The sequence below is a fragment of the Neisseria maigaei genome (assembly GCF_958267405.1).
Lineage (GTDB): Bacteria > Pseudomonadota > Gammaproteobacteria > Burkholderiales > Neisseriaceae > Neisseria > Neisseria bergeri.
Genome location: NZ_CATQFT010000002.1, coordinates 1 through 23,685 on the forward strand (window position 1 = coordinate 1; position 23,685 = coordinate 23,685).

Consider the following 23,685-nt stretch of genomic DNA (forward strand, 5'->3'; position numbering starts at 1 on the left):
TGCCTGATTATCAGGTATCCGGGGAGGATTAAGGGGGTATTTGGGTAAAATTAGGCGCAATTAGGGGCGAAAACAGCCGAAAACCTGTGTTGGGGTTTCGGCTGTTGGGGGAAAAGGAATTTTGCAAAGGTCTCAAACCGACAAAATCATTCCACCATTGACCGTGTATTTGCGGTTTTAGGGATAGGGTAGCGGGTATTTTTTGCGGGTTAAAATGGAACAGTGCAGATTGGCGGGATGAAGTCCGCCATTCGGGTTTGCGAACCGCCCTGTACGTTGCGGATGTGTATTTGGAATCGGCAGGGAATTTGGATTTGAATTGGTAAAAGCGGTATGGAACGATGAGTTCAACCCGCCACATCCTTGGAAACGCATCGGGTTGCGGACATAAATCGGCAAAATGGTTGTCATCGTTAAGCGGGAATGCCGTTCTACCGTTTGTGTTTTTGCATTAATAAGGATGGTGCGGATTGGTGGAATCGGAGGGATAAAACCCGCCTTACGAAAATGTCCTGCGGATTTATGTTTTTACCGAAACTAAAAATAATCGGCGCAACCCTGCAAGCTGCCGGAAACGGTCTGCCGTTACAACCCGGTTTTGTTTTTGAGGGGGAGTTTGACATGGGGTTTGGCGGGTTTCGTGGCTTCTTTCAAACCGAGTTCGATTTGCTGGGCTTCGCTCAAGAGGTTGCTCCAGTCGCCTTTTTTGTACCACTCGCGCCCGTCCAACTCAATGGGGTGTTGGATGCGCTCGCAGCCGTTGCCGCACTGCAAATCGTCTTCGCGGCAATATTTGTCGCAACCCCAGCAGATGCGCTCCGGATTTTTTGGGAAAATGGGGAATTTTTTTGCCATATTCGGTGCCTTGTTTTTTATTGGATGAAATTATAGGGGATACGGCGGTGGCGGTTTCGGGTTTATACGGTTTTTACGCGTGGGTGTTAAGGTTTGTGAAATGCCGTATTATGAGGCGGTGTCGGTATTTTATACGGTAGATGTGTCAAGCGCGGGGGTGTTTTTTGGGAATAAGGTGGGGGAGTTGGTAGGATGGGTGGGTGGATGGGTGGATGGGTGGGCTGAAGCCCACCGCTACGGCTTTCTATAAAAATACCTAAACCGTCATTCCCACGAACCTACATTCCGTCATTCCCACGAAAGTGGGAATCTAGGACTCGGGACTGGAGAAACCTTTTTACCCGATAAGTTTCCGCACCGACAGACCTAGATTCCCGCCTGCGCGGGAATGACGGCATCGGTCTGCCGTTTTCAGACGGCATTTCGGCTCAATCCAGCAGTGCGTCCACAAACGCGCGCGCGTCAAACGGACGCAAGTCGTCTATGCCTTCGCCCACGCCGATGTAGCGGACGGGAACTGGACGGTCGGAGGCAAGCGCGGCGAGGATGCCGCCTTTTGCCGTGCCGTCTAGCTTGGTAACGATTAAACCGGTCAGCCCCAATGCGTCGTCAAAGGCTTTGACTTGGTTGACGGCGTTTTGACCGATGTTGGCATCAAGCACGACGATGATTTCGTGCGGCGCGTCGGGCATGGCTTTTTGCAGCACGCGCTTCACTTTTTTGATTTCTTCCATCAAATGAAGCTGCGTGGGCAGGCGGCCGGCGGTGTCGGCCAGCACGATGTCGATGCCGCGCGCTTTGGCGGCTTGGACGGCATCAAAACAAACGGCTGCGGAATCGCCCGTGGTTTGTGAAATCACGGTTACGTTGTTGCGTTCGCCCCATGCCTGAAGCTGCTCGCGGGCGGCGGCGCGGAAAGTATCGCCTGCCGCCAGCAATACGGATTTGCCCTGCGCTTGGAAATATTTGGCGAGTTTGCCGATGGAGGTGGTTTTACCCGCGCCGTTGATACCTGCCAGCATGATGACGAACGGCTCTTTCGTTTCTGGCAACACCAGCGGTTTTTCCAACGGCTTAATCAGGTCGTACAGCGCATCCTTCAGCGCGCCGCGCAATTCGTTGCCGTCTTTCAGCCCTTTGAGGCTGACGCGGTCGCGCACGTCTTTCATCAGGTATTCGGTGGCTTCCATGCCCATATCACTGGTAATGAGCACGGTTTCCAGCTCTTCGTACAAATCTTCGTCGATTTGTCCCCCGCCGAACACGCCCGCCAGCGATTTCGCCATTTTGTCGCGCGATTTGGTCAAGCCTTGTTTCAAACGCGTAGCCCAACTGAGCTTGTGTTCTTCAGTTGTCGCAACGGCTTCTTGAACTTGCTCGACAGCCTCGCTGACGGTTTCGGCAACAGCTTCTTTCGCCGCTTCGACTTGTTCCGCTGCTTTTTCAGCCGCTTCCTCTGCTTCAGACGGCATCTCGGCAACGGTTTCTCGAACCTGCTCAACGGTTTCGCTGACGGTTTCAACAACGGCTTCTTTTGCGGATTCAACGTATTCCTCTACTTTTTCAGCCGCTTCCTCTGCTTCAGACGGCATTTCGGCAACGGCTTCCTTTACCTGTTCAACCGCACTACTGACGGTTTCAGCAACAGCTTCTTTTGCCACTTCGACTTGTTCCGCTGCTTTTTCAGCCGCTTCCTCTGCTTCAGACAACATCTCGGCAACGTTTTCCTTTACTTGCTCGACAGCCTCGCTGACGGTTTCGGCAACGGCTTCTTTCGCCGCTTCGACTTGTTCCGCTGCTTTTTCCGCAACCTCAGCCGCTTCAGACGGCATCGCGGCAACGGTTTCCTTTACTTGTTCAACCGCACTACTGACGGTTTCAACAGCCGATTCGACCTGCCCTTTGACGATTTCCGTTAAAGATTCAGAATCTTCTTTAATATTTTCAACTATTTGAGCAACTTCAGATTCTACTTTTGCTGCGGTTTCCTGAATTTGAGCCTCATTGGAAGCCGGAGTTTCCTGTTTTTTCTTGCGACGGAAGAAGCTGAACATTGAATTTTCCTTTTAATTTTAGAAACTTGAAATAGGGAGTATTGTAGCGTATTTTACGCGGCAAGGTTGTCTGAAAATCCGGGCTGTAAGGTTTCAGCATCTCAAACGTCTAATCATACAAACCGTCCACACAGGAAACATTAAAATGAAACCCCGTACTTTCTTTTCCCTTTGCGCCAAGTTCGGCTGCCTGTTTGCGCTGGGTGCCTGTTCGCCCAAAATCGCCGATGCCGGAGCCGCGACCGTGCCGCACACTTTATCCACTTTGAAAACCGCGGACAACCGCCCCGCCGATGTTTATTTGAAAAAAGACAAACCGACGCTGATTAAATTCTGGGCGAGCTGGTGTCCTTTGTGTCTGTCCGAATTGGGACAGACCGAAAAATGGGCGCAAGATGCAAAATTCAGCTCCGCCAACCTGATTACCGTCGCCTCCCCCGGCTTTTTGCACGAGAAAAAAGACGGCGACTTTCAAAAATGGTATGCCGGTTTGAATTATCCCAAGCTGCCCGTCGTTACAGACAACGGCGGCACCATCGCCCAAAGCCTGAATATCAGCGTTTACCCCTCGTGGGCGTTAATCGGTAAAGACGGCGACGTACAGCGCATCGTCAAAGGCAGCATTAACGAAGCGCAGGCATTGGCGTTAATCAGCGATCCGAATGCCGATTTAGGCCGTCTGAAAAATTCGTTCTACAAACCCGACACACAGAAAAAGGATTCAAAAATCATGAACACGCGCACCATCTACCTTGCAGGCGGCTGCTTCTGGGGCTTGGAAGCCTATTTCCAACGCATCGACGGCGTGGTTGACGCGGTATCCGGCTACGCCAACGGCAAAACGAAAAATCCGAGCTATGAAGACGTGTCCTACCGCCATACGGGTCATGCCGAGACCGTCAAAGTTACCTACGATGCCGACAAACTCAGCCTCGACGATATCTTGCAATATTATTTCCGCGTCGTTGACCCGACCAGCCTCAACAAACAAGGCAACGACACCGGCACGCAATACCGCAGCGGCGTGTACTACACCGACCCTGCCGAAAAAGCCGTCATCGCCGCCGCCCTCAAACGCGAGCAGCAAAAATACAAACTTCCCCTCGTTGTCGAAAACGAGCCGCTGAAAAACTTCTACGATGCCGAGGAATACCATCAGGACTACCTGATTAAAAACCCCAACGGCTACTGCCACATCGACATCCGCAAAGCCGACGAACCGCTGCCGGGCAAAAGCAAAGCCGCCCCGCAAGGCAAAGGCTTCGACGCGGCGACGTATAAAAAACCCAATGATGCCGAACTCAAACGCATCCTGACCGAAGAGCAATACCAAGTTACCCAACACAGCGCAACCGAATACGCTTTCAGCCACGAATACGACCACTTGTTCAAACCCGGCATTTATGTGGACATCGTCAGCGGCGAACCTTTGTTCAGCTCCGCCGACAAATACGATTCCGGCTGCGGCTGGCCGAGCTTCACCCGCCCGATTAACGCCGCCGCCGTTACCGAACACGACGATTTCAGCTACAATATGCGCCGCACCGAAGTGCGCAGCCACGCCGCCGACTCACACTTGGGACACGTCTTCCCCGACGGCCCGCGCGACAAAGGCGGACTGCGCTACTGCATCAACGGCGCAAGCCTGAAATTCATCCCGCTGGAACAAATGGACGCGGCAGGCTACGGCGCGTTGAAAGGCAAAGTGAAATAAACCGCACCGCCGCCCAACCCGACAAAATGCCGTCTGAAACCCGAAACGTTTCAGACGGCATTTTTTATCCGATGGGGATTTTGTTCAGACGGCATCGCCGCCGCTTTCTACCAGCCCCGCCAACCTTTCCAACGCAAAGGCGACCGCCTGCGCGCGAACGGATTCGCGGTTGCCGTCAAAACGGCGCATTGCTTCGCAACTTCCGCCCGGAAAGGCAAACCCGAACCAAACCGTGCCGACGGGTTTGCTTTCGCTGCCGCCGCCCGGGCCGGCGATTCCGGAAATACCGACGGCGTAATCCGCCTGCGCCACGGCTTTCGCGCCGCGCGCCATCTCATAGACGGTTTGGCGGCTGACCGCGCCGTGTTCGAGCAGGGTTTCGGGCAACACGCCCAAGCGGTCTTCTTTGGCTTTGTTGCTGTATGTTACAAAACTCTGGTCGAACCATTGCGAACTGCCTGCAACGCTTGTGAATGCGGCGGCAAGCATTCCGCCCGTGCAGGATTCGGCACAGCTTACGGTTTGACGTTTTTTCGTCAGGTTTCGGGCGATGGTGTGCAACGCGTCCATTTCCCACTCCCCTTTCAGACGGCGTTTAAGAATTGATGATGTGTATGTCGCGTTGCGGGAACGGGATGTTGATATTGACTTTGCGGAGGTTTTCGACCACTTGTTCGTTCAAGTCGCATTGCAGCGTCCAGCGGTCCGACTCGTGTGCCCAGGCCCACAGTGTGATTTCGATGGCGTTGTCGCCCAAGGCGGTGATGTAGGCGGCGGCCTGCCGCTCTTCGTTTTGAATGCTCAAGGGGTGTTCGGTGGCGGCTTTCAACACCGCCTCTTTCGCCACTTTCAAATCGCAGTTGTAATCGACGCCGACAACCACTTGGGCGCGGCACAGCGGCAGTGTGGAACGGTTGACGATGCTGTTGCCCATCACCACGCTGTTGGGCAGCACGACTTCTTCGTTGTCGGTCGTCCGCAAAGAAGTCTGCACCATTTTGATTTCCCGGACAAACCCTTCAAAACCGCCGACGCGGATAAAGTCGCCGACTTTGAACGGGCGGAACAGGATAATCAGCGCGCCGGCGGCAAAGTTGGACAGTTGGTCTTTCAGGGACAACGCCACCGCCAAACCCGCGCCGCCGATTAAGGCGGTTACGGATGTTGTGGAAACGCCCAATCTGCCCAATGCGGCAATAATCACCAAAATCAATAAGCCGATATTGGCAACATTACACAAAAAACTAATCAGCGTGGCATCGACCTTGGCGCGCGTCATCGCCGTCCTCATCACGGCGACAATGCGTTTCGCCGCCCATTTTCCGACCAAGAAAATAAGCAGCGCGGCGGCAAGGTTCAGCCCGAACGCCCACGCCTTTTCAGCCAGATGCTCCCAACCGGAAACACTCATCAGGTGTAAAAAATCAAATTGTTTGAAGTCCATTGTTTTTCCTCTCGATCGAATATCCTCCCCGTGCGGCGGAATCGACACCGGTGTAAAAATGCCGTCTGAAGCCCTGCGGGGCGGTATGTTTGTTTTATTTCAAAACCGTCCTGATCCAACGGGAAACCCATCCGCGCTGGTTCGCATCAATATCGCGCTGCGCGGGTGCGGTGGTGTGCGTCGGAGCTTGGGCGAAACGGAACACGTCGGGCAGGCGCGTGTTTTTGACGGCGGGGTAAACCCACATTTCGGACGGAACCGCCTGCTGCACTTCCCGACTTTGCAGCCATTGCACCAGTTTTGCCGCCAGCTTCGGCTGTTTCGCGCCCTTCAAGACCGCCGCGCCTTCGACCTGACGGAATACGCCGCCTTTTAAAAACAGGTTGCCCGTCGGCGGCTCGCTATATTTGCCTTTGGAAAAATACACTTCCGCCGCCGGGCTGGCGGCATAACCGACCACCAGCGGGTACGCGCCGCCGTTGTGCGAAAAGTCGGTGTAATACGCCTCGCTCCAGCCTTTGGCGACCTTCACGCCGTTCTGCCGCATCTGTGCCCACCATTTGAACGCGCCTTCTTCGCCCATCCCGCTGATGTTCGCCATCAGGAAGCCCAACCCGGGGGACGACGTGGCGGGAGACGGCACGACCAATAGGTTTTTATATTCGGGGCGGGTCAAATCCTGCAGGGTTTGCGGCAGGGGCAGCTTTTTGCCTTCAAACCATTTTTTGTCGTAATTGATGGACACATAGCCGTAATCGACCGCCAAAGCCGAAGGCAGCCCGACCGCGACGGGGGCGGATCCGGGTTGCGCCGCCGCCAAAATACCCATTTCCCGCGCCTTGCCGATATTGGCGTTGTCCAAACCGTACACCGCGTCGGCAATCGGATTGGCGCGGCTCAAAATCAGCTTGTTGAGCATTTCGTTCGCGCCGCCCGCCTGAATGACGGACACTTTCGCATCGTTTGCCCGCTCGAAGCGCGCAATCAGCCCTTTGGGCAGGCTGAACGACTTATGCACCGCCAGCCTGACTTCCGTCTGCGCCTGCAGGTATGCCGAAACCGCCAACAGCGGCAGCAGCCAAATTTTCCGTTTCATTCCGAGTCCTCCTCTATTCGCTGTAAAATAACATTCTAACAAATTTTCACGGTTCAAAATGCAAGAAAACCCGACCGTGTGGCTGTTCGACCTCGACAACACGCTGCACGATGCCGACGCAGGCATCTTCACACTCATCAACCGCGCCATGACACGCTATATGGCACGCCGCCTCAAACTCTCCGAATCCGCCGCGTCCGACCTGCGTCAAGACTATTGGCATCGTTACGGCGCAACGCTCGCCGGACTGCACATCCACCATCCCGAAATCGACATTGCGGAATTTTTGCGCGAAAGCCATCCGATCGATGCAATCCTGACCAGGCTGCACGGTATGGCGGATACGGAACACACCCTATGCCGTCTGAACGGACGCAAGGCGGTTTTTTCCAACGGCCCGTCGTTTTACGTCCGTGCCGTTGTCGGCGCACTCGGTTTGGAAAACCGTTTCGACGCACTGTTCGGCACGGACGATTTCGGACTGCTATACAAACCCAATCCGCAAGCGTATCTCAATGTTTGCCGCCTGTTGGACGTACCGCCCGAATGCTGCATTATGGTGGACGACAGCGCGGACAACCTGCATCAGGCAAAAGCATTGGGCATGAAAACCGTCTGGTTCGGTACAAAATCCCACGCTCTACCCTTTATCGATGCCTGCGCACGCGATATGGCGCAACTGGCTTGGTATGCAGAAACTTTGTCAGAACACCGCCAAAATCATTACAATACCCGCACAAACCCCGAAAATACGAAAGAATGCTATGCGTAAAACCTTCCTCCTCCTAACGGCCGCCGCCGCCCTTTTGTCGGGCTGCGCGTGGGAAACTTATCAAGACGGCAACGGCAAGACCGCCGTCCGTCAAAAATATCCTGCCGGTACACCCGTTTATTACCAAGACGGCAGCTACTCGAAAAATATGAACTACAACCAATACCGCCCCGAACGCCATGCCGTGCTGCCCAACCAAACCGGCAACAACGCCGACGAAGAGCATCGCCAACACTGGCAAAAACCAAAGTTTCAAAACCGATAAACCCAACCTATGCCGTCTGAAGCCGCTTCAGACGGCATTGCACAGGAAACCGTCATGCCGCACAACACTTTAAACATCGTTATCCTCGCCGCTGGCAAAGGCACGCGCATGTATTCGCAAAAACCCAAGGTTTTGCACGAAATCGGCGGCGAAACAATGCTCGGGCGCGTGATCGGCACCGCCGCCGCGCTGAATCCGCAAAACATCTGCGTCGTTATCGGACACGGCAAAGAGCAAGTTTTAGACACCGTCAAACGCGATGTCGTTTGGGTCGAACAAACCGAACAGCTCGGCACCGGCCACGCCGTCAAAACCGCCCTGCCCCACCTTGCCGCCAAAGGCCGCACGCTGGTGCTGTACGGCGACGTTCCTTTAATTGACGTTGAAACCCTCGAAACCCTGCTCGAAGCCGCAGGCGACGAAGTCGGCCTGTTGACTGACGTGCCCGACGACCCGTCAGGTTTGGGGCGCATCATCCGCGATGACAACGGCAGCGTAACCGCCATCATCGAAGAAAAAGACGCAAGTGCCGCCCAAAAGGCCGTCCGCGAAATCAACACAGGCATCCTCGTCCTGCCCAACGTCAAACTGGAAAACTGGCTGAACAGCCTTTCCAGCAACAATGCCCAAGGCGAATACTACCTGACCGACCTCATCGCAAAAGCCGTTGCCGACGGTATTAAAGTTCATCCCGTCCAAGTCCGCTCCTCCCATCTGGCCGCCGGCGTGAACAACAAACTCCAACTGGCCGAACTCGAGCGTATTTTCCAAACTGAACAGGCACAAGAATTGCTCAAAGCAGGTGTAACCCTGCGCGATCCGGCGCGTTTCGATTTGCGGGGTCGTCTGAAACACGGACAGGATGTCGTGATTGATGTGAACTGTATCTTTGAAGGCGAAGTCGAAATCGGCGACAACGTCGAAATCGGCGCAAACTGCGTCATCAAAAACGCCAAAATCGGCGCAAACAGCAAAATCGCCGCCTTCTCCCACCTCGAAGACTGCGAAGTCGGCGAAAACAACCGAATCGGCCCATACGCCCGCCTGCGTCCGCAAGCACACCTTTCAGACGACGTACACGTCGGCAACTTCGTCGAAATCAAAAACGCCGCCATCGGCAAAGGCACAAAAGCCAACCACCTCACCTACATCGGCGATGCCGAAGTCGGCAGTAAAACCAACTTCGGCGCGGGCACGATTATTGCCAACTACGACGGCGTGCACAAACACAAAACCGTCATCGGCGACGAAGTGCGCATCGGTTCAAACTGCGTACTGGTTGCCCCTGTAACACTGGGCAACAAAGTAACCACAGGCGCAGGCAGCGCGATTACCCGCAACGTCGAAGACGGCAAACTCGCCCTCGCCCGCGCCCGCCAAACCGTCATCGAAGGCTGGGTAAGGCCGGAAAAAGACAAACAATAAAGCCATGCCGTCTGAAGCCGGTTTCAGGTTTCAGACGGCATCAAACCCCTCTGATATCAGATAAGGACTGCAAACCATGTCATTACCCCCATGCCCGCAATGCGCCTCCGAATACACCTATGAAGACGGCGGACAATACATCTGCCCCGAATGCGCCCACGAATGGAATGAAACCGAATCCGCCGCCGACCTTGCGGCTCAAGTGCGCGATGCCAACGGCGCGGCGCTGCAAAATGGCGATACCGTCATCCTCATTAAAGACCTCAAGGTAAAAGGCAGCTCGATGACGATCAAACAAGGTACGAAAGTCAAAGGCATACGCCTGCAGGAAGGCGATCACAACATCGCTTGCAAAATCGACGGCAGCGCGATGAATTTAAAATCCGAATTCGTCAAAAAAGCCTGACCGCCCAAAAACAAGAAACGCCGTCCGAACTCGTTTGACAAGGTTCGGACGGCGTTTTCACAGTGCGGATAATATCGATTGTTTTTTAAACTATTCCGGTTCTATCCTTTTTGATTGCAAACTGAAGCAGCCACTTTACCCAAAGCTCCCTCCGAATCAACCGGTTCCATCTTTAGGGTTGGGTAGTATCTTTGGACAGTTTTAGCAGCATTCATATCAAATTTTTCCATATATTCATGCCCTACACTTTGGCTGTTGCAGTTAACCCTGATCCGAGAAAATAGAACCCACCCTTTCTTAAGCCCAAGTTCCTTAACATCATCCATCGCCCATATTGACATTACCCCCACTCTATACCCATCCATATAGTCAATATCTTTACTTACAAGCCACGCCACTTTCCCATCTATATACACAAGATCAAATTTGTCTGAAAATTCAGATGCATACGCAGATGAAGAAACCAACAGCAAGAAAACAATAAAGGCTTTTATTTTTCCGATAACAGACAAAATATTCATCACATCCTCCAAACTCAAACGACATTTTCTCCGTATCCAACACACACTTCCGATCTGTCTCAACAGGCGGTTCGTCAGGAAAAAAGGCCATTCCCTCCCCTGCATCGCGAGACCCATTGGGAATGGGGCGTATCAGCCGGTTTTCCCACAATAAATCGCTACCCCCTTCTTGCATCCTTTGAATACATTGCCGGACGATTTCCTCATCCCTATCGTCGGCAGCGCGTATATTCCCATAACAATAGTTTGAACCTTCCGAAAACCTGTTTAAATAAATATCCACAAATATGGGAATTTTTTTACTCATATTGTTCTCCGGTATGTTTATAACTTGAGGTACTTTCCGTCAAGGAAAGTACCTCAAAAGTGTACACTTTTGAAAAAATCTGCCCGTGTAACAAACCAATACCTACACCGCTGATTCAAAATCCGAATTCGTCAAAAAAGCCTGACCGCCCAAACAGTAAAATGCCGTCTGAACCCCTTGTCGGATTCAGACGGCATTTATCCGTCAGGCAGTTTTATACGCCCAGCAGCCCTTGTCCCAAGAATCCGCCTTTTTCCACGCCGGGCAAGACGAAGAAATAGCCGCCGCCAAAGGGGCTGATGTATTCTTCCAGCGGTTCGCCGTTAAGGAGGTTTTGCACGAAGATGAAACCGTCGGCAAGGTTTGCCTGATAGCAGACGAACACCAGCCCGACATCAAGCTGTCCGCTTGAGGCAAGTCCGCGCGAATAGCTGTAGGCGCGGCGGAAGAGGCGGTGTTTTTTGAGGAACTCAGGATCGCGCGGGTTCGCCAGACGCATATGGCTGTCTTTGGGCGTGATATTACCCTCGGGGTCCTTGGCGAAATCCGGTTGGTCGGCTTCTTTTTTGCCGTCCATCGGCGCGCCGCTGTATTTGCGCCGCCCGAAAATGTCGGTTTGCTCTTGAAGCGGCGTCCTGTCCCAAAACTCGACAAAGTGGCGGATAAGGCGGACTGCCTGATAGCTGCCGTTTTTCGCCCACTCCGGTTCGTCAAGGCTGTTGGCGGCCACGCCCGTCCACAAAACCTCGTCTGCGGTTTTGGGGTCGGAAACCTTGGGATTGCCCGTGCCGTCGCGGAAGCCCAACAGGTTGCGCGCCGCCATCGCGCCGGGTTCGGATTTGGGCTGCCATCCGTCGATACTCCAGCGGATAACGGCGGTTTGGGCGGTGTGTTTGATGATGTCGCGCAGGGCGGCTTGGCAGGTTTCGGGGGTGAAGGCGCAGATTTGCAGGCTCAAATCGCCGTCGCACCAGCTTTTTTGCAGCTTATCGTTGGAGAAGTCGCGCATTTCCTGCAAATGAACCGGTTTTTTGTCTTTGAGTCCGAACCGGCCGTCAAACAGGCTGCTGCCCACCCCCACGGTAACGGTCAATCCGTCGGGGTTGAAGGCTTTGCCCAAAATGCCGCTGCCGGCAGGCGGGAGTTTGTCGTCGCCGTCTTGGTATTCGCCGCCTTGGGTGAGAAACTCGATACGGGCGGTCAGCGTGCGGAACAGGTTTTCCAACTGCTTGGCACTTTGCGCGGTAACGTCGAAGGCGCACATAATGGAAAACGCCTGCTGCGGCGTAACGATGCCTGCCTGATGTTCGCCGTAGCAGGGATAAGCTTGGGGCGAATGTTGGCTTTCGGCGGTGCGTTCGGCGGTTTCGCCCTGTTTTTTGCCGCCGAACCAGCCGCCGATTGCGCCGACTGCTCCGGCTGCGATCGCAGTTTTAAAGAGAGTGCGCCTGGTCGGTTGTGTCGGGTTATTCGTACTCATGTTTTATCCTTTGTTTAAACTCTGTATCCGATACGGCGGAACGCGGGGAACGGAAACCTCCACCTTTTTCAATACCTTTCCGGTTTTGCAGATAAAATTTCAGACGGCATCTGCCGCCAAATGCCGTCTGAACGCTTAAGGCTTATTTCAAGCCGAGTATGCCGCGAAGTTGGGCAAGGTCTTCAGCAAGCGCGTTGACGGGGGCTTGTAACGCTTTGCGGTCGGCTTCGCTCAGCTTGTCGTAGGTTTCAAAACCGTCTTTAGTCCGGTATTTCGCCAGAATTTCGTTGACCTGTTTGAAGTTGGTATCGGTTTTTTCCAACAAGGCTTTGTTTTTAGCCTCAATCAGCGGACGGAACAAATCAACGATTTTTTTCGAACCGTCCACATTGGCTTGGAAGTCGCTCAAATCGGTGTGGCTGTAACGGTCTTCTTCGCCACTGATTTTACTGCCCGCCACTTCTTCAATCAGTTCGGACGCGCCGCCGACCACTTTGCCCGGAGGGAATGCCAATGCGTCGATTTCTTTTTGCAGGGCTTCGACATCGGTCATCAGTTTGGCTGCGGTTTCCTTCACGCCGGACACGTCTTTTTCCACCCAAAGGGCGTGTTCGATACGGTGGAAGCCGGTAAATCCGGCATCTTTCGCGCCGTCTTTGAAGTCGTCTTCACGCGCATCGATGACGGGGTCGAGTTCGCTGAAAAGCTCGGCAATCGGTTCGATGCGTTCGTAATGGACGCGGGTGTCGGCAAACAGGGATTTCGCCTTTTCAATGTCGCCTGCTTTGACGGCTTCGGTAAAGGTTTTGGTTTTCGCCACCAGCTCTTTAACCTCGCCTTGAACGTAGGCTTTATAGTCGGCGAGCGGTTGGGACAGTTTTTCCAAATCCGCTTCATTGGCGGTGTCTTTAAAGCCGCTGTCGGTTACCACCAGCTTGCCGCGCGGATTGGTCAAAAGGCCGCAAGTCATTTCGTATTCGCCCGGCAACAGGGTTACGGTCATTTTGTCGGAAAGTCCGGGGGCGATGTTTTCGCGCTCGTCCACCACCATCACGCCTTTCAGGATTTCCCATTCGAGCTTGCGGCCGCTGTCGTTTTTAATGTTGAACACAACCTGTCCGCTCGGTACGGTCAGATTCATCGGTTCACAGGCATTGTCGTTGACGGCGATACTGACCGAACCGCCTTCGTTAGCGGATTGGGTCTCACCGGACGCAGCCGGTGCGGCTTTCTCCGCTTCCGGTGGCTGGCAAGCAGTCAAACCTAAGGCAAGCATCACAGACAATGCGGTCAAATTGAGTTTTCTCATTTCAGCTCCTCTTTACGGGTTAAAGTTTCAGACGGCCTACTGCCGCGCAAAAACCAAGTCATGACGGGAATAAGGTACAACAGCCAAACCAAGGCCTCGCCCTGCGTCGGATGGTCGGTATAGCCGAAAAATCCGCCGAGCAGCACGCCCAACGGACTGTCTTCGTGCAAATATTTTGATGAGTCGAACACAATATCCTGAAGCGCGTTCCAAATACCTGCCTCATGCAGCGCGCGCAGCGAGCCGGCAAGCAGACCGGCGGCAACGACAATCAAAAACACCCCCGTCCAACGGAAAAACTTCGCCAGATTCAGGCGCATCCCGCCCTGATAAATCAACGCGCCAATCACGGCGGCAGCCAAAACCCCCGCTACCGCACCGGCCGGCATCTGCCACGTCGGGCTCTGTTTGAATACGGCAAGCAGGAAAAAAACGCTCTCCAGACCTTCGCGCGCCACGGCAAGAAACGCCATACCGACCAAGGCCCATCCTTGACCGCTGCCACGGTTCAAAGCCGCCTGCACGGAGTCCTGAAGCTGCTGCTTCATCGAACGCGCCGCCTTTTTCATCCATAAAATCATATAAGTCAGCATCGCGACGGCAACCAAACCGATAATGCCGACGACGAACTCCTGCTGCTTCTGGGGAATCTCGCCCGTTGCCGAATGGATGCCGTATCCCAGCCCCAGACACATCAAAGAAGCAAGGACGACCCCGAACCAAACCTTAGGCATCAGTTTGGAATGTCCGGACTGTTTCAAAAAACCTGCAACGATACCGACAATCAGTGCAGCTTCGATACCCTCGCGCAACATAATTAAAAAAGCAACCAGCATAAGTATCAGTTTATAAGTAAATGGACGGTATATTATCAGGACATTTATATGACTTGTAAATAAGAATACAAACTATTTTGCCCTATTTTTTTCAAACTACCCCACCGTCGGAAAACTTTAGGGCTGTGTTAAAATCTCCTTTTTCAAACCTTTAAAAAATCAGTCGCTTGAAAATCCGACTCAAGGATTTCAACGTCATTGCCCATTATGAAAAAACATCTGTTTCAAACGGCACTGTTCGGCATGGTTGCCGCCATTCTTGCCGCCTGTCAAAACAAAAGCATCCAACCCCTCCCGATTCCTGACACATCCGTTATTCAAGGCCCCGACCGCCCTACTGGTACCCCTTTTCCTGTCGGCACTACGGTTTCAGGCGGAGGGGCGGTTTACACGGCGGTTCCTCACGACAGCCTGCCGCACTGGAGCGCGCAAAACTTTACCCAGAGCCTGCAGTCTTTCAGGCTTGGCTGCTCAAATTTGAAAAACCGCCAAGGCTGGCAGGATGTGTGCGCCCAAGCCTTTCAAACCCCCGTCCATTCCTTTCAGGCAAAACAGTTTTTTGAACGCTATTTCACACCGTGGCAGGTTGCAGGCAACGGAAGCCTTGCCGGTACGGTTACCGGCTATTACGAGCCGGTACTGAAAGGCGACGACAGGCGGACGGCACAAGCCCGCTTCCCGATTTACGGTATTCCCGACGATTTTATCTCCGTCCCGCTGCCTGCAGGTTTGAGGAGCGGAAAAACCCTTGTCCGCATCAGGCAGACGGGAAAAAACAGCGGCACAATCGACAATGCTGGAGGCACACATACCGCCGACCTCTCCCAATTCCCTATCACCGCGCGCACAACGGCAATCAAGGGCAGGTTTGAAGGAAGCCGCTTCCTCCCTTACCACACGCGCAACCAAATCAACGGCGGTGCGCTTGACGGCAAAGCCCCGATACTCGGTTACGCCGAAGACCCCGTCGAACTCTTTTTTATGCACATACAAGGCTCGGGCCGTCTGAAAACCCCGTCTGGCAAATACATCCGCATCGGCTATGCCGACAAAAACGAACATCCCTACGTTTCCATCGGACGCTATATGGCGGACAAAGGCTACCTCAAACTCGGGCAAACCTCGATGCAGGGCATTAAGTCTTATATGCGGCAAAATCCGCAACGCCTCGCCGAAGTTTTGGGGCAAAACCCCAGCTATGTCTTTTTCCGCGAGCTTGCCGGAAGCGGCAATGACGGTCCCGTCGGCGCACTGGGCACGCCGCTGATGGGGGAATATGCCGGCGCAGTAGACCGGCACTACATTACCTTGGGCGCGCCCTTATTTGTCGCCACCGCCCACCCGGTTACCCGCAAAGCCCTCAACCGCCTGATTATGGCGCAGGATACCGGCAGCGCGATTAAAGGCGCGGTGCGCGTGGATTATTTCTGGGGTTACGGCGACGAAGCAGGGGAAACAGCAGGTAAGATGAAAGAACCGGGTTACGTCTGGCAGCTTCTACCCAACGGCATGAAGCCCGAATACCGGCCGTAAACCGGCAAACAATGCCGTCTGAAGCCCATCACGGCCAATCGGGCGCATTAAGGTGAGGTTTTGAGATACCGCAGGCACAAGTCGGCCGGTCGGACAAAACGCCTTTCTTATTTGACGGAATTATAGTGGATTAACAAAAATCAGAACAAGGCGACGAAGCCGCAGACAGTACAAATAGTACGGAACCGATTCACTTGGTGCTTCAGCACCTTAGAGAATCGTTCTCTTTGAGCTAAGGCGAGGCAACGCCGTACTGGTTTTTGTTAATCCACTATAATTTCCGCCCGAACGGAAATACCCTTGCAAATGATCGGAATCAAACGGGTATTCAAACGCGTCCGAACAAAAAAAGGCGGACATTCCTGCCCGCCCGTACCGGTACGGAAACCACACATCCGATTCGGACGGCGGCATCCTCCCGGTTGTCCCCTGCTAAAACGACAATGTCGGTTTGCCGTTGCATTTGATTTCTTTTTCCAATTCATCGAACTCGGCTTCAAACCGCCGTTTCAACTGCTCGATCGCCGCCTGACGCTGCTGATACGTTTGGTTTGACGGCAACGCATTTCGCGCGTCGAGGTATGCCTGTTCCGTTTGTCTGCACTTTTTCTGATGGGCGATGATTTTGTCCTTCATCGCCGCATCGGTTTTGACATACTGCCTGCGTTCGACATACAGCTCTTTCCCGTCATCGGAAAGTTTGATCGGGATTTCCCCTATCCCCGTATTTATCGAAAGCGCGCCGTCTTTTTCAGATAAAAGCAAAGACTCTTCCTTGCCTGTAAACACATTGATTTTATTAAGGAAGTAATTGCCTTTTTCTTTTTTGACAGCAATCACGCCCTCTTTTTTGTCCGACTTTTCGCGCCAATAACCCTCGTAACCGCCGGCATCCTTGCCGCAGCCTGCCAACACCGCCGCCACGCCGACGGCCAAAAGCATTTGTTTCATTTCCATACTCCTTTAACATTAAGACCAAGCGAGTATATTGTTTTTTTTTTTCAGCTTGTCAATATTGATTTGCAAAAACTATAAACCAGCAGCAGGCAATGCCGTCTGAACGCCCATCCCGGACAAACAGGGAAATCCCTCTTTTTTTGAGCAAGCCCAAGCTTTCAGACGGCATTTTGCTGTTTCCCGACACGGAAGGCGGTTTATAATCCGAAGAGGAAGGTGCGGCACGGAAGCCGTCCGCGCCTGTTTTTTTTTCAACCGGATACTAAGGAACAGTTATGTGCGGTATCGTCGGCGCCATCCGCGCCCATCACAACGTCGTCGATTTTCTGACCGACGGCCTCAAACGCCTCGAATATCGGGGTTACGACTCATCAGGCATTGCCGTCAACACCGACGGCAAAATCAAACGTGTGCGCCGCGTCGGACGCGTACAGCTTATGGAGGACGCGGCACGCGAAAAAGGCATCAGCGGCGGCATCGGCATCGGGCATACGCGTTGGGCGACACACGGCGGCGTTACCGAGCCGAACGCCCACCCACACATCAGCGGTGGTATGATTGCCGTCGTCCACAACGGCATCATCGAAAACTTTGAAAGCGAACGCAAACGCTTGGAAGGTTTGGGATACCGTTTTGAATCGCAAACGGATACCGAAGTCATCGCCCACAGCATCAATCACGAATACGCGCAAAACGGCGGCAGGCTGTTTGAAGCAGTGCAGGAAGCAGTCAAACGCTTCCACGGCGCATACGCCATCGCGGTTATTGCCCAAGACAAGCCTGATGAATTAGTTGTGGCGCGTATGGGCTGCCCGCTTTTGGTCGCTTTGGGCGATGATGAAACCTTTATCGCTTCGGACGTGTCCGCCGTCATCGCCTTTACGCGCCGCGTGGCGTACCTCGAAGACGGCGACATCGCACTGCTGGCTTCAGACGGCATCAAAAGGCTGACCGATAAAAACGGCCTGTCCGCCGAACGCAAAGTCAAGGTATCTGAACTCTCACTTGCCTCTTTGGAATTGGGGCCGTACAGCCACTTTATGCAAAAGGAAATCCACGAGCAGCCCCGCGCGATTGCGGACACGGCGGAGGTTTTCCTCGACGGCGGCTTCATCCCCGAAAACTTCGGCAAAAACGCCAAAAGCGTGTTTGAAAGCATCCGCAGCGTTAAAATCCTTGCCTGCGGCACTTCCTATTATGCCGCGCTGACCGCCAAATACTGGCTCGAATCCATCGCCAAAATCCCGGCCGACGTCGAAATCGCCAGCGAATACCGATACCGCAGCGTGATTGCCGATCCGGACCAACTGGTCATTACCATTTCCCAATCCGGCGAAACGCTGGACACAATGGAGGCTTTGAAATACGCCAAATCCTTGGGACACTGCCACAGCCTCTCCATCTGCAACGTGATGGAATCCGCCCTGCCGCGCGAAAGCAGCCTCGTGCTTTATACCCGTGCCGGTGCGGAAATCGGCGTCGCCTCGACCAAAGCATTTACCACGCAACTGGTTGCACTGTTCGGTTTGGCGGTAACGCTGGCGAAGGTACGCGGCTTGGTATCCGGCGAAGATGAAGCACGTTACACCGAAGAACTCCGCCAGCTTCCCGGCAGCGTGCAGCATGCTTTGAACCTCGAACCTCAAATTGCCGCATGGGCGCAACAGTTTGCCAAGAAAACCAGCGCGCTGTTTTTAGGGCGCGGCATCCATTACCCGATTGCCCTCGAAGGTGCGTTGAAGCTGAAGGAAATCACCTACATCCACGCCGAAGCCTATCCTGCCGGCGAACTGAAACACGGGCCGCTTGCCTTGGTGGACGAAAATATGCCCGTCGTCGTCATCGCGCCCAACAACAGCCTGCTGGACAAAGTCAAAGCCAATATGCAGGAAGTCGGCGCGCGCGGCGGCGAACTTTTCGTCTTTGCCGACCTCGACAGCAATTTTAATGCCACCGAAGGCGTGCACGTCATCCGCGCGCCGCGCCACGTCGGCGAACTGTCCCCTGTCGTGCATACCGTCCCCGTGCAGCTCCTCGCCTACCACACCGCCCTCGCACGCGGCACGGATGTGGACAAGCCGCGCAATCTGGCGAAATCCGTAACCGTCGAATAACCCCCGCCGTTTTGCAAAAATGCCGTCTGAAGCCCGATTTTTCAGGCTTCAGACGGCATTTTCCCGTTTGATTTGCGGTATAATCCGCCTTTACCCATTGTTTGCAAAGCACAATATGACACGCAAAATCTTAGTTACCTCCGCCCTGCCCTATGCCAACGGCAGCATCCACCTCGGCCACATGGTCGAACACATCCAAACCGACGTTTGGGTGCGCTTCCAAAAACTGCGCGGCCACGAATGCCACTACTGCTGCGCCGACGACACCCACGGCACGCCCGTGATGCTGGCCGCGCAAAAACAAGGCATCGCGCCCGAAGACATGATTGCCAAAGTGCGCGAAGAACATCTCGCTGACTTCACCGGTTTCGGCATCGGCTACGACAATTATTACAGCACCCATTCCCCTGAAAACAAACAGTTTTCCCAAGACATTTACCGCGCACTGAAAGCCAACGGCAAAATCGAAAGCCGCGTTATCGAGCAGCTTTTTGACCCCGAAAAACAAATGTTCCTGCCCGACCGCTTCGTCAAAGGCGAATGCCCCAAATGCCACGCTCAAGACCAATACGGCGACAACTGCGAAGTCTGCGGCACGACCTATTCCCCGACCGAACTGATCAACCCGTATTCCGCCGTTTCCGGCGCGAAACCCGAATTGCGCGAATCCGAACACTTCTTCTTCAAACTGGGCGAATGCGCCGACTTCCTCAAAGCATGGACTTCCGGCAACAACCCGCACGACGGCAAGCCCCATCTGCAACCCGAAGCCCTCAACAAAATGAAAGAATGGCTGGGCGAAGGCGAAGAAACCACCCTGTCCGACTGGGACATTTCCCGCGACGCGCCGTATTTCGGTTTTGAAATCCCCGACGCGCCGGGCAAATACTTCTACGTCTGGCTGGACGCGCCCGTCGGCTACATGGCATCGTTTAAAAATCTGTGCGACCGCATCGGCATCGATTTTGACGAATACTTCAAAGCCGGCAGCCAAACCGAGATGTATCACTTCATCGGCAAAGACATCCTCTATTTCCACGCCCTGTTCTGGCCCGCCATGCTGCATTTCTCCGGTCACCGCGCCCCGACCGGCGTGTACGCACACGGCTTTTTGACCGTGGACGGACAAAAAATGTCCAAATCGCGCGGCACCTTCATCACCGCCAAATCCTATCTGGAACAAGGCCTGAACCCCGAGTGGATGCGTTACTACATCGCCGCCAAACTCAACAGCAAAATCGAAGACATCGATTTGAACCTGCAAGACTTTATTTCGCGCGTCAACAGCGACCTCGTCGGCAAATACGTCAACATCGCCGCCCGCGCGTCAGGTTTCATCGCCAAACGCTTTGAAGGCCGTCTGAAAGACGTTTCAGGCAGCGCATTGCTGGCAAAACTTGCCGCCGAAAGCAACAACATAGCCGAGCAATACGAAAACCGCGAATACGCCCGCGCCCTGCGCGACATCATGGCATTGGCAGACATTGTCAACGAATACGTCGATGCCAACAAACCGTGGGAATTGGCGAAACAAGAAGGCCAAGACGAACGCCTGCACGAAGTATGCAGCGAACTCATCAACGCCTTTACCATGTTGACCGCCTACCTCGCCCCCGTATTGCCGAAAGTGGCCGAAAATGCCGCCAAATTCCTGAATTTGGAAGCCATCACTTGGGCAAATACACGCGAAACCTTAGGCGAACACGCCATCAACAAATACGAACATTTAATGCAACGAGTGGAGCAAAAACAAGTGGACGATTTGATCGAAGCCAACAAACAAAGCATCGCCGCCGCAGCCGCGCCTGCCGCCGAAGAGAGCAAATACGAAAAAGTCGCCGAACAAGCGAGCTTTGACGACTTTATGAAAATCGATATGCGCGTCGCCAAAGTATTGAACTGCGAAGCCGTCGAGGGTAGCACCAAACTTTTGAAATTCGACCTCGATTTTGGTTTTGAAAAACGCATTATCTTCTCCGGCATCGCCGCGTCTTACCCGAACCCTGCCGAATTGAACGGCCGCATGGTCATTGCCGTCGCCAACTTCGCCCCGCGCAAAATGGCAAAATTCGGCGTATCTGAAGGCATGATTCTCTCCGCCGCCACGGCAGACGGGAAACTGAAGCTCTTGGATGTGGATACAGGCGCGCAACCGGGCGACAAAGTCGGTTAAGTAGAAATATCAAAAACAATGCCGTCTGAACCCTTTGGGCGTTCAGACGGCATTGTTTTTCGTCATCCCGACAAGCTCAAACCACGCGGTTTTGCGCCTCACCTTTCACAAAGGCGTGAATGTTCGCCAACAATATATCAAACAGCCTGTCCAAAGCCTCGCGGCTCGCCCACGCGGTATGCGGCGTAACAATCAGATTGGGCAGGCGTGCATTCAGCAAGGGATTGCCGCCCCTTGGCGGCTCCTCCGTCAAAACATCGACACCAGCTCCGCCGATCTGCCCGTATTTGAGTGCGGCAATCAGCGCGTTTTCATCCACCAGCCCGCCGCGCCCGCAATTAATCAAAACCGCACCGGGCTTCATCTGCCGCAATTCGTTTTCGCCTATCATATTTTCAGTTTGGGCGTTCAGCGGACAGTGCAGCGACAACACGTCGGCAGTCCGTACCGCATCTTCAAAGGAAACATAGCCTTCGCGCACAACGGGCGCGTGTTTGTGTTCGGCAAACACCACCCCCATACCGAATGCCTGCGCGTATCCGACCAGCGTCCTCCCGATATTGCCGCGTCCGAAAACCGCCAGCGTTTTGCCGTTCAAATCCCTGATTGGCGCGCCGTAATGGCAGAAAAACGGCGACTTCTCCCATAATCCTGCCGCAACATCACGCTGATAGGCGGGCAAATTCCGCATCAAGGCAATCATCAGCATAAAGGCGTGTTCCGCAACCGATTCGTTTCCGTATGCGCGGACATTGCATACTGCAACGCCCGCCGCCTTCGCCGCCCCGATATCGACATTGTTCACACCGGTCGCACTGACGGCAATCAGCTCCAACTGCGGATTAGCCGCAATAATGTCGGCGGAAATCATTACCTTATTGGTAATGACAACATGTGCGTCGTGCACCCGTTCTGCCGTTTCATCCGCACCTGTCGTACCGTAAACTGCGAGCTCGTGCGGAAAATCAAAATGAAAAACCCGGCCGGGCAAAGTATCCGCATCCAAAACAACGATCTTTTTATGATTCATAATTTCTATCCATATTTGAAAAATGATTTATTTACACTAACAACAAATAGCAAATTTAAACCGCGCAACCTTATGATAATCTTTATCATTCCTCCGTCAATGTCCAATCTGGGAGAGGATGATGCTTAAGGGCATCGCCTTCGGCGGAGATTTGTGCGCCTTTGGCTTCGATGTTGCCTTCGGTGGCACGGATGCTGAGATGGTGGCCGGCTGTCAGCGAGCTGCCGACGGCTTCGGCGCTGCTGCCATCCTGCACCTGCGTGCTGCGGCTGCGGGCACAATCAGAGCCGAACCGAAACCGAGCAGCAGGCTGAAAGCCAGCGTGCCCAAATGCAAACGACAGCCTGAACGGGGTTTCGGGCTGCCTTTAATCTGCATTATGGAATCATGATTAGCCATACGGGTTTTCTGTTTTTTGCTTTTCTTCTTTAAACCATTGTTCAAAAATATTACCCGGTGTTAAATCATCTCTATGCGAGAAAAATTTTTCATATGAATAATTAGCGGATGCTTTCTGATTTACATTGTCATATATGAGTTTCAACTGAGTTGGAATTTCCTGATGATTCTCGGCAAAGACAGAGCATAGTTCCGAATAATCTTCCATTCCAAGATTAAGAAACTGCCATTGAATCTCTTTTGTATTAAAAGACTCCTTTCTCATAATTTTATTATCCACTTTAAAAAAAGCATCAAAAGACAATACGTTTCTTTCCCTTGCACCATATATATAGACAGCGGTACCCCCCTCTCCTGAAAATTCAAGTGCCAAGCTAAGCATACGTTTTTGTATTTCTGATATCTTATCTTCTTGGTAGGCTTGGGCACCGGCGGCTAGGGTTTGCATAGAAAAAAGATACAAGGCAGCAAGCCGCCTACGCTTACTCGATACTCTGTACGGGAAAAAATATCTTACCCCACGGCATATCGTTTTCTTCAAAGATGCTTTCAAGATGATCGATAAAGGTGGGATTCACGGCATTGTCGTCTTCTGCACTGTTCACTACTTCGGGATCAAAATATTTAAAATAAAATAATTCTCCCTTAGAGGTAAGGTTAATATGTGTAAGCCAATAATATCCCCACCAACGATCAAATTCTTGACTTTTCAAATAAAGATCTGCATCGGGATCATAACGGGCAAGATTCCGGCAATACTCCCAGATGTCTTCATCCGTAATCTCTTTCTGCGGCCAAAATTCCATCCATCTCAAGGTAAACAGCCGGTAAATAATCTCTACTGTTTCCTGCCAATCAATCCCTGAATTGGGAAGGTCTACAGGTTCTGTATCAACAAAAGCTAATTTTCGAAATACATCCTGAATAGCAGATGCTTGTCGTTCATTCATTCTCATAATACATTACCTTTTCATTTATATTACTTTATTGGAAAT

Annotated in this window: 23 protein-coding genes; 8 read left to right on the forward strand and 15 right to left on the reverse strand. The window is 53.2% G+C overall.

Annotated elements, in window-relative coordinates:
• Positions 1 to 585: 585 nt before the first annotated feature.
• Together Q3O06_RS01040 and ftsY are read right to left on the reverse strand one after the other, a co-directional pair.
• Positions 586 to 855, reverse strand: a complete 270-nt coding sequence (locus tag Q3O06_RS01040; RefSeq protein WP_301817143.1) for a DUF3079 domain-containing protein — start codon at positions 853 to 855, stop codon at positions 586 to 588.
• Positions 856 to 1,283: 428 nt separating this feature from the next.
• Positions 1,284 to 2,909 (reverse strand): signal recognition particle-docking protein FtsY, encoded by a 1,626-nt coding sequence (gene ftsY / locus Q3O06_RS01045; protein WP_308020981.1) that lies wholly within the window; start codon positions 2,907 to 2,909, stop codon positions 1,284 to 1,286.
• 145 nt (positions 2,910 to 3,054) lie between these two features.
• Here ftsY and msrAB point away from each other — a divergent pair, with 145 nt between their 5' ends.
• A complete protein-coding gene (gene msrAB / locus Q3O06_RS01050) occupies positions 3,055 to 4,623 on the forward strand; it encodes a bifunctional peptide-methionine (S)-S-oxide reductase MsrA/peptide-methionine (R)-S-oxide reductase MsrB (protein ID WP_301817145.1) in 1,569 nt (522 codons plus the stop codon).
• An 84-nt stretch (positions 4,624 to 4,707) separates the two neighbouring features.
• Here msrAB and Q3O06_RS01055 read toward each other — a convergent pair whose 3' ends face one another.
• From Q3O06_RS01055 to Q3O06_RS01065, 3 genes are all read right to left on the reverse strand, one after another.
• Positions 4,708 to 5,193 (reverse strand): CinA family protein, encoded by a 486-nt coding sequence (locus tag Q3O06_RS01055; RefSeq protein WP_301817147.1) that lies wholly within the window; start codon positions 5,191 to 5,193, stop codon positions 4,708 to 4,710.
• 25 nt (positions 5,194 to 5,218) lie between these two features.
• Positions 5,219 to 6,067 carry a mechanosensitive ion channel family protein gene (locus Q3O06_RS01060; RefSeq protein WP_301817148.1) on the reverse strand — a complete coding sequence of 283 codons (849 nt, stop codon included), beginning with the start codon at positions 6,065 to 6,067 and terminating at the stop codon, positions 5,219 to 5,221.
• Between the two features lie 94 nt (positions 6,068 to 6,161).
• Entirely contained in the window at positions 6,162 to 7,163 is a 1,002-nt protein-coding gene (locus Q3O06_RS01065) for a thiamine ABC transporter substrate-binding protein (protein ID WP_301817150.1), read from the reverse strand.
• A gap of 58 nt (positions 7,164 to 7,221) precedes the next feature.
• Between Q3O06_RS01065 and Q3O06_RS01070 the strand changes: the two genes are divergently transcribed.
• From Q3O06_RS01070 to Q3O06_RS01085, 4 genes are all read left to right on the forward strand, one after another.
• Positions 7,222 to 7,935 (forward strand): pyrimidine 5'-nucleotidase, encoded by a 714-nt coding sequence (locus Q3O06_RS01070; RefSeq protein WP_301817151.1) that lies wholly within the window; start codon positions 7,222 to 7,224, stop codon positions 7,933 to 7,935.
• Positions 7,928 to 8,200 (forward strand): spore cortex protein, encoded by a 273-nt coding sequence (locus Q3O06_RS01075; RefSeq protein ID WP_301817152.1) that lies wholly within the window; start codon positions 7,928 to 7,930, stop codon positions 8,198 to 8,200. The genes Q3O06_RS01070 and Q3O06_RS01075 overlap by 8 nt, the downstream gene beginning before the upstream one ends.
• A 54-nt stretch (positions 8,201 to 8,254) precedes the next feature.
• Positions 8,255 to 9,625: a bifunctional UDP-N-acetylglucosamine diphosphorylase/glucosamine-1-phosphate N-acetyltransferase GlmU gene (glmU, locus tag Q3O06_RS01080; RefSeq protein WP_301817316.1), complete on the forward strand. Its 1,371-nt coding sequence runs from the start codon at positions 8,255 to 8,257 to the stop codon at positions 9,623 to 9,625.
• A gap of 76 nt (positions 9,626 to 9,701) precedes the next feature.
• Complete coding sequence (locus tag Q3O06_RS01085; RefSeq protein ID WP_002236289.1) at positions 9,702 to 10,031, forward strand: zinc ribbon domain-containing protein YjdM; 330 nt, start codon at positions 9,702 to 9,704, stop codon at positions 10,029 to 10,031.
• A gap of 101 nt (positions 10,032 to 10,132) precedes the next feature.
• Here Q3O06_RS01085 and Q3O06_RS01090 read toward each other — a convergent pair whose 3' ends face one another.
• From Q3O06_RS01090 to efeU, 5 genes are all read right to left on the reverse strand, one after another.
• The gene (locus Q3O06_RS01090) at positions 10,133 to 10,552 is read right to left on the reverse strand and encodes a hypothetical protein (protein ID WP_301817153.1); all 420 of its coding nucleotides are present in this window, start codon (positions 10,550 to 10,552) and stop codon (positions 10,133 to 10,135) included.
• Positions 10,470 to 10,859 (reverse strand): hypothetical protein, encoded by a 390-nt coding sequence (locus tag Q3O06_RS01095; RefSeq protein WP_301817154.1) that lies wholly within the window; start codon positions 10,857 to 10,859, stop codon positions 10,470 to 10,472. Before Q3O06_RS01095 ends, Q3O06_RS01090 begins: the two co-directional genes overlap by 83 nt.
• Before the next feature lie 214 nt (positions 10,860 to 11,073).
• Complete coding sequence (gene efeB, locus Q3O06_RS01100; protein WP_301817155.1) at positions 11,074 to 12,339, reverse strand: iron uptake transporter deferrochelatase/peroxidase subunit; 1,266 nt, start codon at positions 12,337 to 12,339, stop codon at positions 11,074 to 11,076.
• 142 nt (positions 12,340 to 12,481) lie between these two features.
• Positions 12,482 to 13,648, reverse strand: coding sequence for an iron uptake system protein EfeO (gene efeO, locus Q3O06_RS01105; RefSeq protein WP_301817157.1), 1,167 nt, complete (start codon positions 13,646 to 13,648; stop codon positions 12,482 to 12,484).
• Positions 13,645 to 14,484: an iron uptake transporter permease EfeU gene (efeU, locus tag Q3O06_RS01110; RefSeq protein ID WP_118793067.1), complete on the reverse strand. Its 840-nt coding sequence runs from the start codon at positions 14,482 to 14,484 to the stop codon at positions 13,645 to 13,647. The genes efeO and efeU overlap by 4 nt, the downstream gene beginning before the upstream one ends.
• A gap of 207 nt (positions 14,485 to 14,691) precedes the next feature.
• Here efeU and mltA point away from each other — a divergent pair, with 207 nt between their 5' ends.
• Complete coding sequence (gene mltA, locus Q3O06_RS01115; RefSeq protein ID WP_301817317.1) at positions 14,692 to 16,017, forward strand: murein transglycosylase A; 1,326 nt, start codon at positions 14,692 to 14,694, stop codon at positions 16,015 to 16,017.
• A 432-nt stretch (positions 16,018 to 16,449) separates the two neighbouring features.
• On the opposite strand, the gene Q3O06_RS01120 is transcribed toward mltA, so the two are convergent.
• Positions 16,450 to 16,968, reverse strand: coding sequence for a hypothetical protein (locus Q3O06_RS01120; protein WP_301817160.1), 519 nt, complete (start codon positions 16,966 to 16,968; stop codon positions 16,450 to 16,452).
• Positions 16,969 to 17,249: 281 nt separating this feature from the next.
• Here Q3O06_RS01120 and glmS point away from each other — a divergent pair, with 281 nt between their 5' ends.
• Complete coding sequence (gene glmS / locus Q3O06_RS01125; RefSeq protein ID WP_301817162.1) at positions 17,250 to 19,088, forward strand: glutamine--fructose-6-phosphate transaminase (isomerizing); 1,839 nt, start codon at positions 17,250 to 17,252, stop codon at positions 19,086 to 19,088.
• A 115-nt stretch (positions 19,089 to 19,203) separates the two neighbouring features.
• A complete protein-coding gene (gene metG / locus Q3O06_RS01130; protein WP_301817164.1) occupies positions 19,204 to 21,261 on the forward strand; it encodes a methionine--tRNA ligase in 2,058 nt (685 codons plus the stop codon).
• A gap of 76 nt (positions 21,262 to 21,337) precedes the next feature.
• On the opposite strand, the gene Q3O06_RS01135 is transcribed toward metG, so the two are convergent.
• The 4 genes from Q3O06_RS01135 to Q3O06_RS01150 form a co-directional block, all read right to left on the reverse strand.
• Positions 21,338 to 22,291, reverse strand: coding sequence for a D-2-hydroxyacid dehydrogenase (locus Q3O06_RS01135; protein ID WP_301817165.1), 954 nt, complete (start codon positions 22,289 to 22,291; stop codon positions 21,338 to 21,340).
• Positions 22,292 to 22,376: 85 nt separating this feature from the next.
• On the reverse strand, positions 22,377 to 22,634 hold the full coding sequence (locus Q3O06_RS01140) for a hemagglutinin repeat-containing protein (protein WP_301817320.1): 258 nt from the start codon (positions 22,632 to 22,634) through the stop codon (positions 22,377 to 22,379).
• 48 nt (positions 22,635 to 22,682) lie between these two features.
• Complete coding sequence (locus Q3O06_RS01145; RefSeq protein ID WP_118997838.1) at positions 22,683 to 23,138, reverse strand: hypothetical protein; 456 nt, start codon at positions 23,136 to 23,138, stop codon at positions 22,683 to 22,685.
• 34 nt (positions 23,139 to 23,172) lie between these two features.
• Positions 23,173 to 23,646 (reverse strand): hypothetical protein, encoded by a 474-nt coding sequence (locus Q3O06_RS01150; RefSeq protein WP_003712413.1) that lies wholly within the window; start codon positions 23,644 to 23,646, stop codon positions 23,173 to 23,175.
• Positions 23,647 to 23,685: the final 39 nt, after the last annotated feature.

Coding starts and splice junctions, on each gene's coding strand:
- glmS (WP_301817162.1), top strand. CDS start 17,250: ATGTGCGGTATCGTCGGCGCCATCCGCGCCCATCACAACGTCGTCGAT.
- Q3O06_RS01040 (WP_301817143.1), bottom strand. CDS start 855: ATGGCAAAAAAATTCCCCATTTTCCCAAAAAATCCGGAGCGCATCTGC.
- Q3O06_RS01065 (WP_301817150.1), bottom strand. CDS start 7,163: ATGAAACGGAAAATTTGGCTGCTGCCGCTGTTGGCGGTTTCGGCATAC.
- Q3O06_RS01145 (WP_118997838.1), bottom strand. CDS start 23,138: ATGCAAACCCTAGCCGCCGGTGCCCAAGCCTACCAAGAAGATAAGATA.
- efeB (WP_301817155.1), bottom strand. CDS start 12,339: ATGAGTACGAATAACCCGACACAACCGACCAGGCGCACTCTCTTTAAA.
- Q3O06_RS01055 (WP_301817147.1), bottom strand. CDS start 5,193: ATGGACGCGTTGCACACCATCGCCCGAAACCTGACGAAAAAACGTCAA.
- glmU (WP_301817316.1), top strand. CDS start 8,255: ATGCCGCACAACACTTTAAACATCGTTATCCTCGCCGCTGGCAAAGGC.
- Q3O06_RS01070 (WP_301817151.1), top strand. CDS start 7,222: ATGCAAGAAAACCCGACCGTGTGGCTGTTCGACCTCGACAACACGCTG.
- Q3O06_RS01085 (WP_002236289.1), top strand. CDS start 9,702: ATGTCATTACCCCCATGCCCGCAATGCGCCTCCGAATACACCTATGAA.
- Q3O06_RS01150 (WP_003712413.1), bottom strand. CDS start 23,646: ATGAGAATGAATGAACGACAAGCATCTGCTATTCAGGATGTATTTCGA.
- Q3O06_RS01075 (WP_301817152.1), top strand. CDS start 7,928: ATGCGTAAAACCTTCCTCCTCCTAACGGCCGCCGCCGCCCTTTTGTCG.
- Q3O06_RS01090 (WP_301817153.1), bottom strand. CDS start 10,552: ATGAATATTTTGTCTGTTATCGGAAAAATAAAAGCCTTTATTGTTTTC.
- efeO (WP_301817157.1), bottom strand. CDS start 13,648: ATGAGAAAACTCAATTTGACCGCATTGTCTGTGATGCTTGCCTTAGGT.
- Q3O06_RS01120 (WP_301817160.1), bottom strand. CDS start 16,968: ATGAAACAAATGCTTTTGGCCGTCGGCGTGGCGGCGGTGTTGGCAGGC.
- mltA (WP_301817317.1), top strand. CDS start 14,692: ATGAAAAAACATCTGTTTCAAACGGCACTGTTCGGCATGGTTGCCGCC.
- ftsY (WP_308020981.1), bottom strand. CDS start 2,909: ATGTTCAGCTTCTTCCGTCGCAAGAAAAAACAGGAAACTCCGGCTTCC.
- Q3O06_RS01135 (WP_301817165.1), bottom strand. CDS start 22,291: ATGAATCATAAAAAGATCGTTGTTTTGGATGCGGATACTTTGCCCGGC.
- Q3O06_RS01095 (WP_301817154.1), bottom strand. CDS start 10,859: ATGAGTAAAAAAATTCCCATATTTGTGGATATTTATTTAAACAGGTTT.
- metG (WP_301817164.1), top strand. CDS start 19,204: ATGACACGCAAAATCTTAGTTACCTCCGCCCTGCCCTATGCCAACGGC.
- efeU (WP_118793067.1), bottom strand. CDS start 14,484: ATGCTGGTTGCTTTTTTAATTATGTTGCGCGAGGGTATCGAAGCTGCA.
- Q3O06_RS01060 (WP_301817148.1), bottom strand. CDS start 6,067: ATGGACTTCAAACAATTTGATTTTTTACACCTGATGAGTGTTTCCGGT.
- msrAB (WP_301817145.1), top strand. CDS start 3,055: ATGAAACCCCGTACTTTCTTTTCCCTTTGCGCCAAGTTCGGCTGCCTG.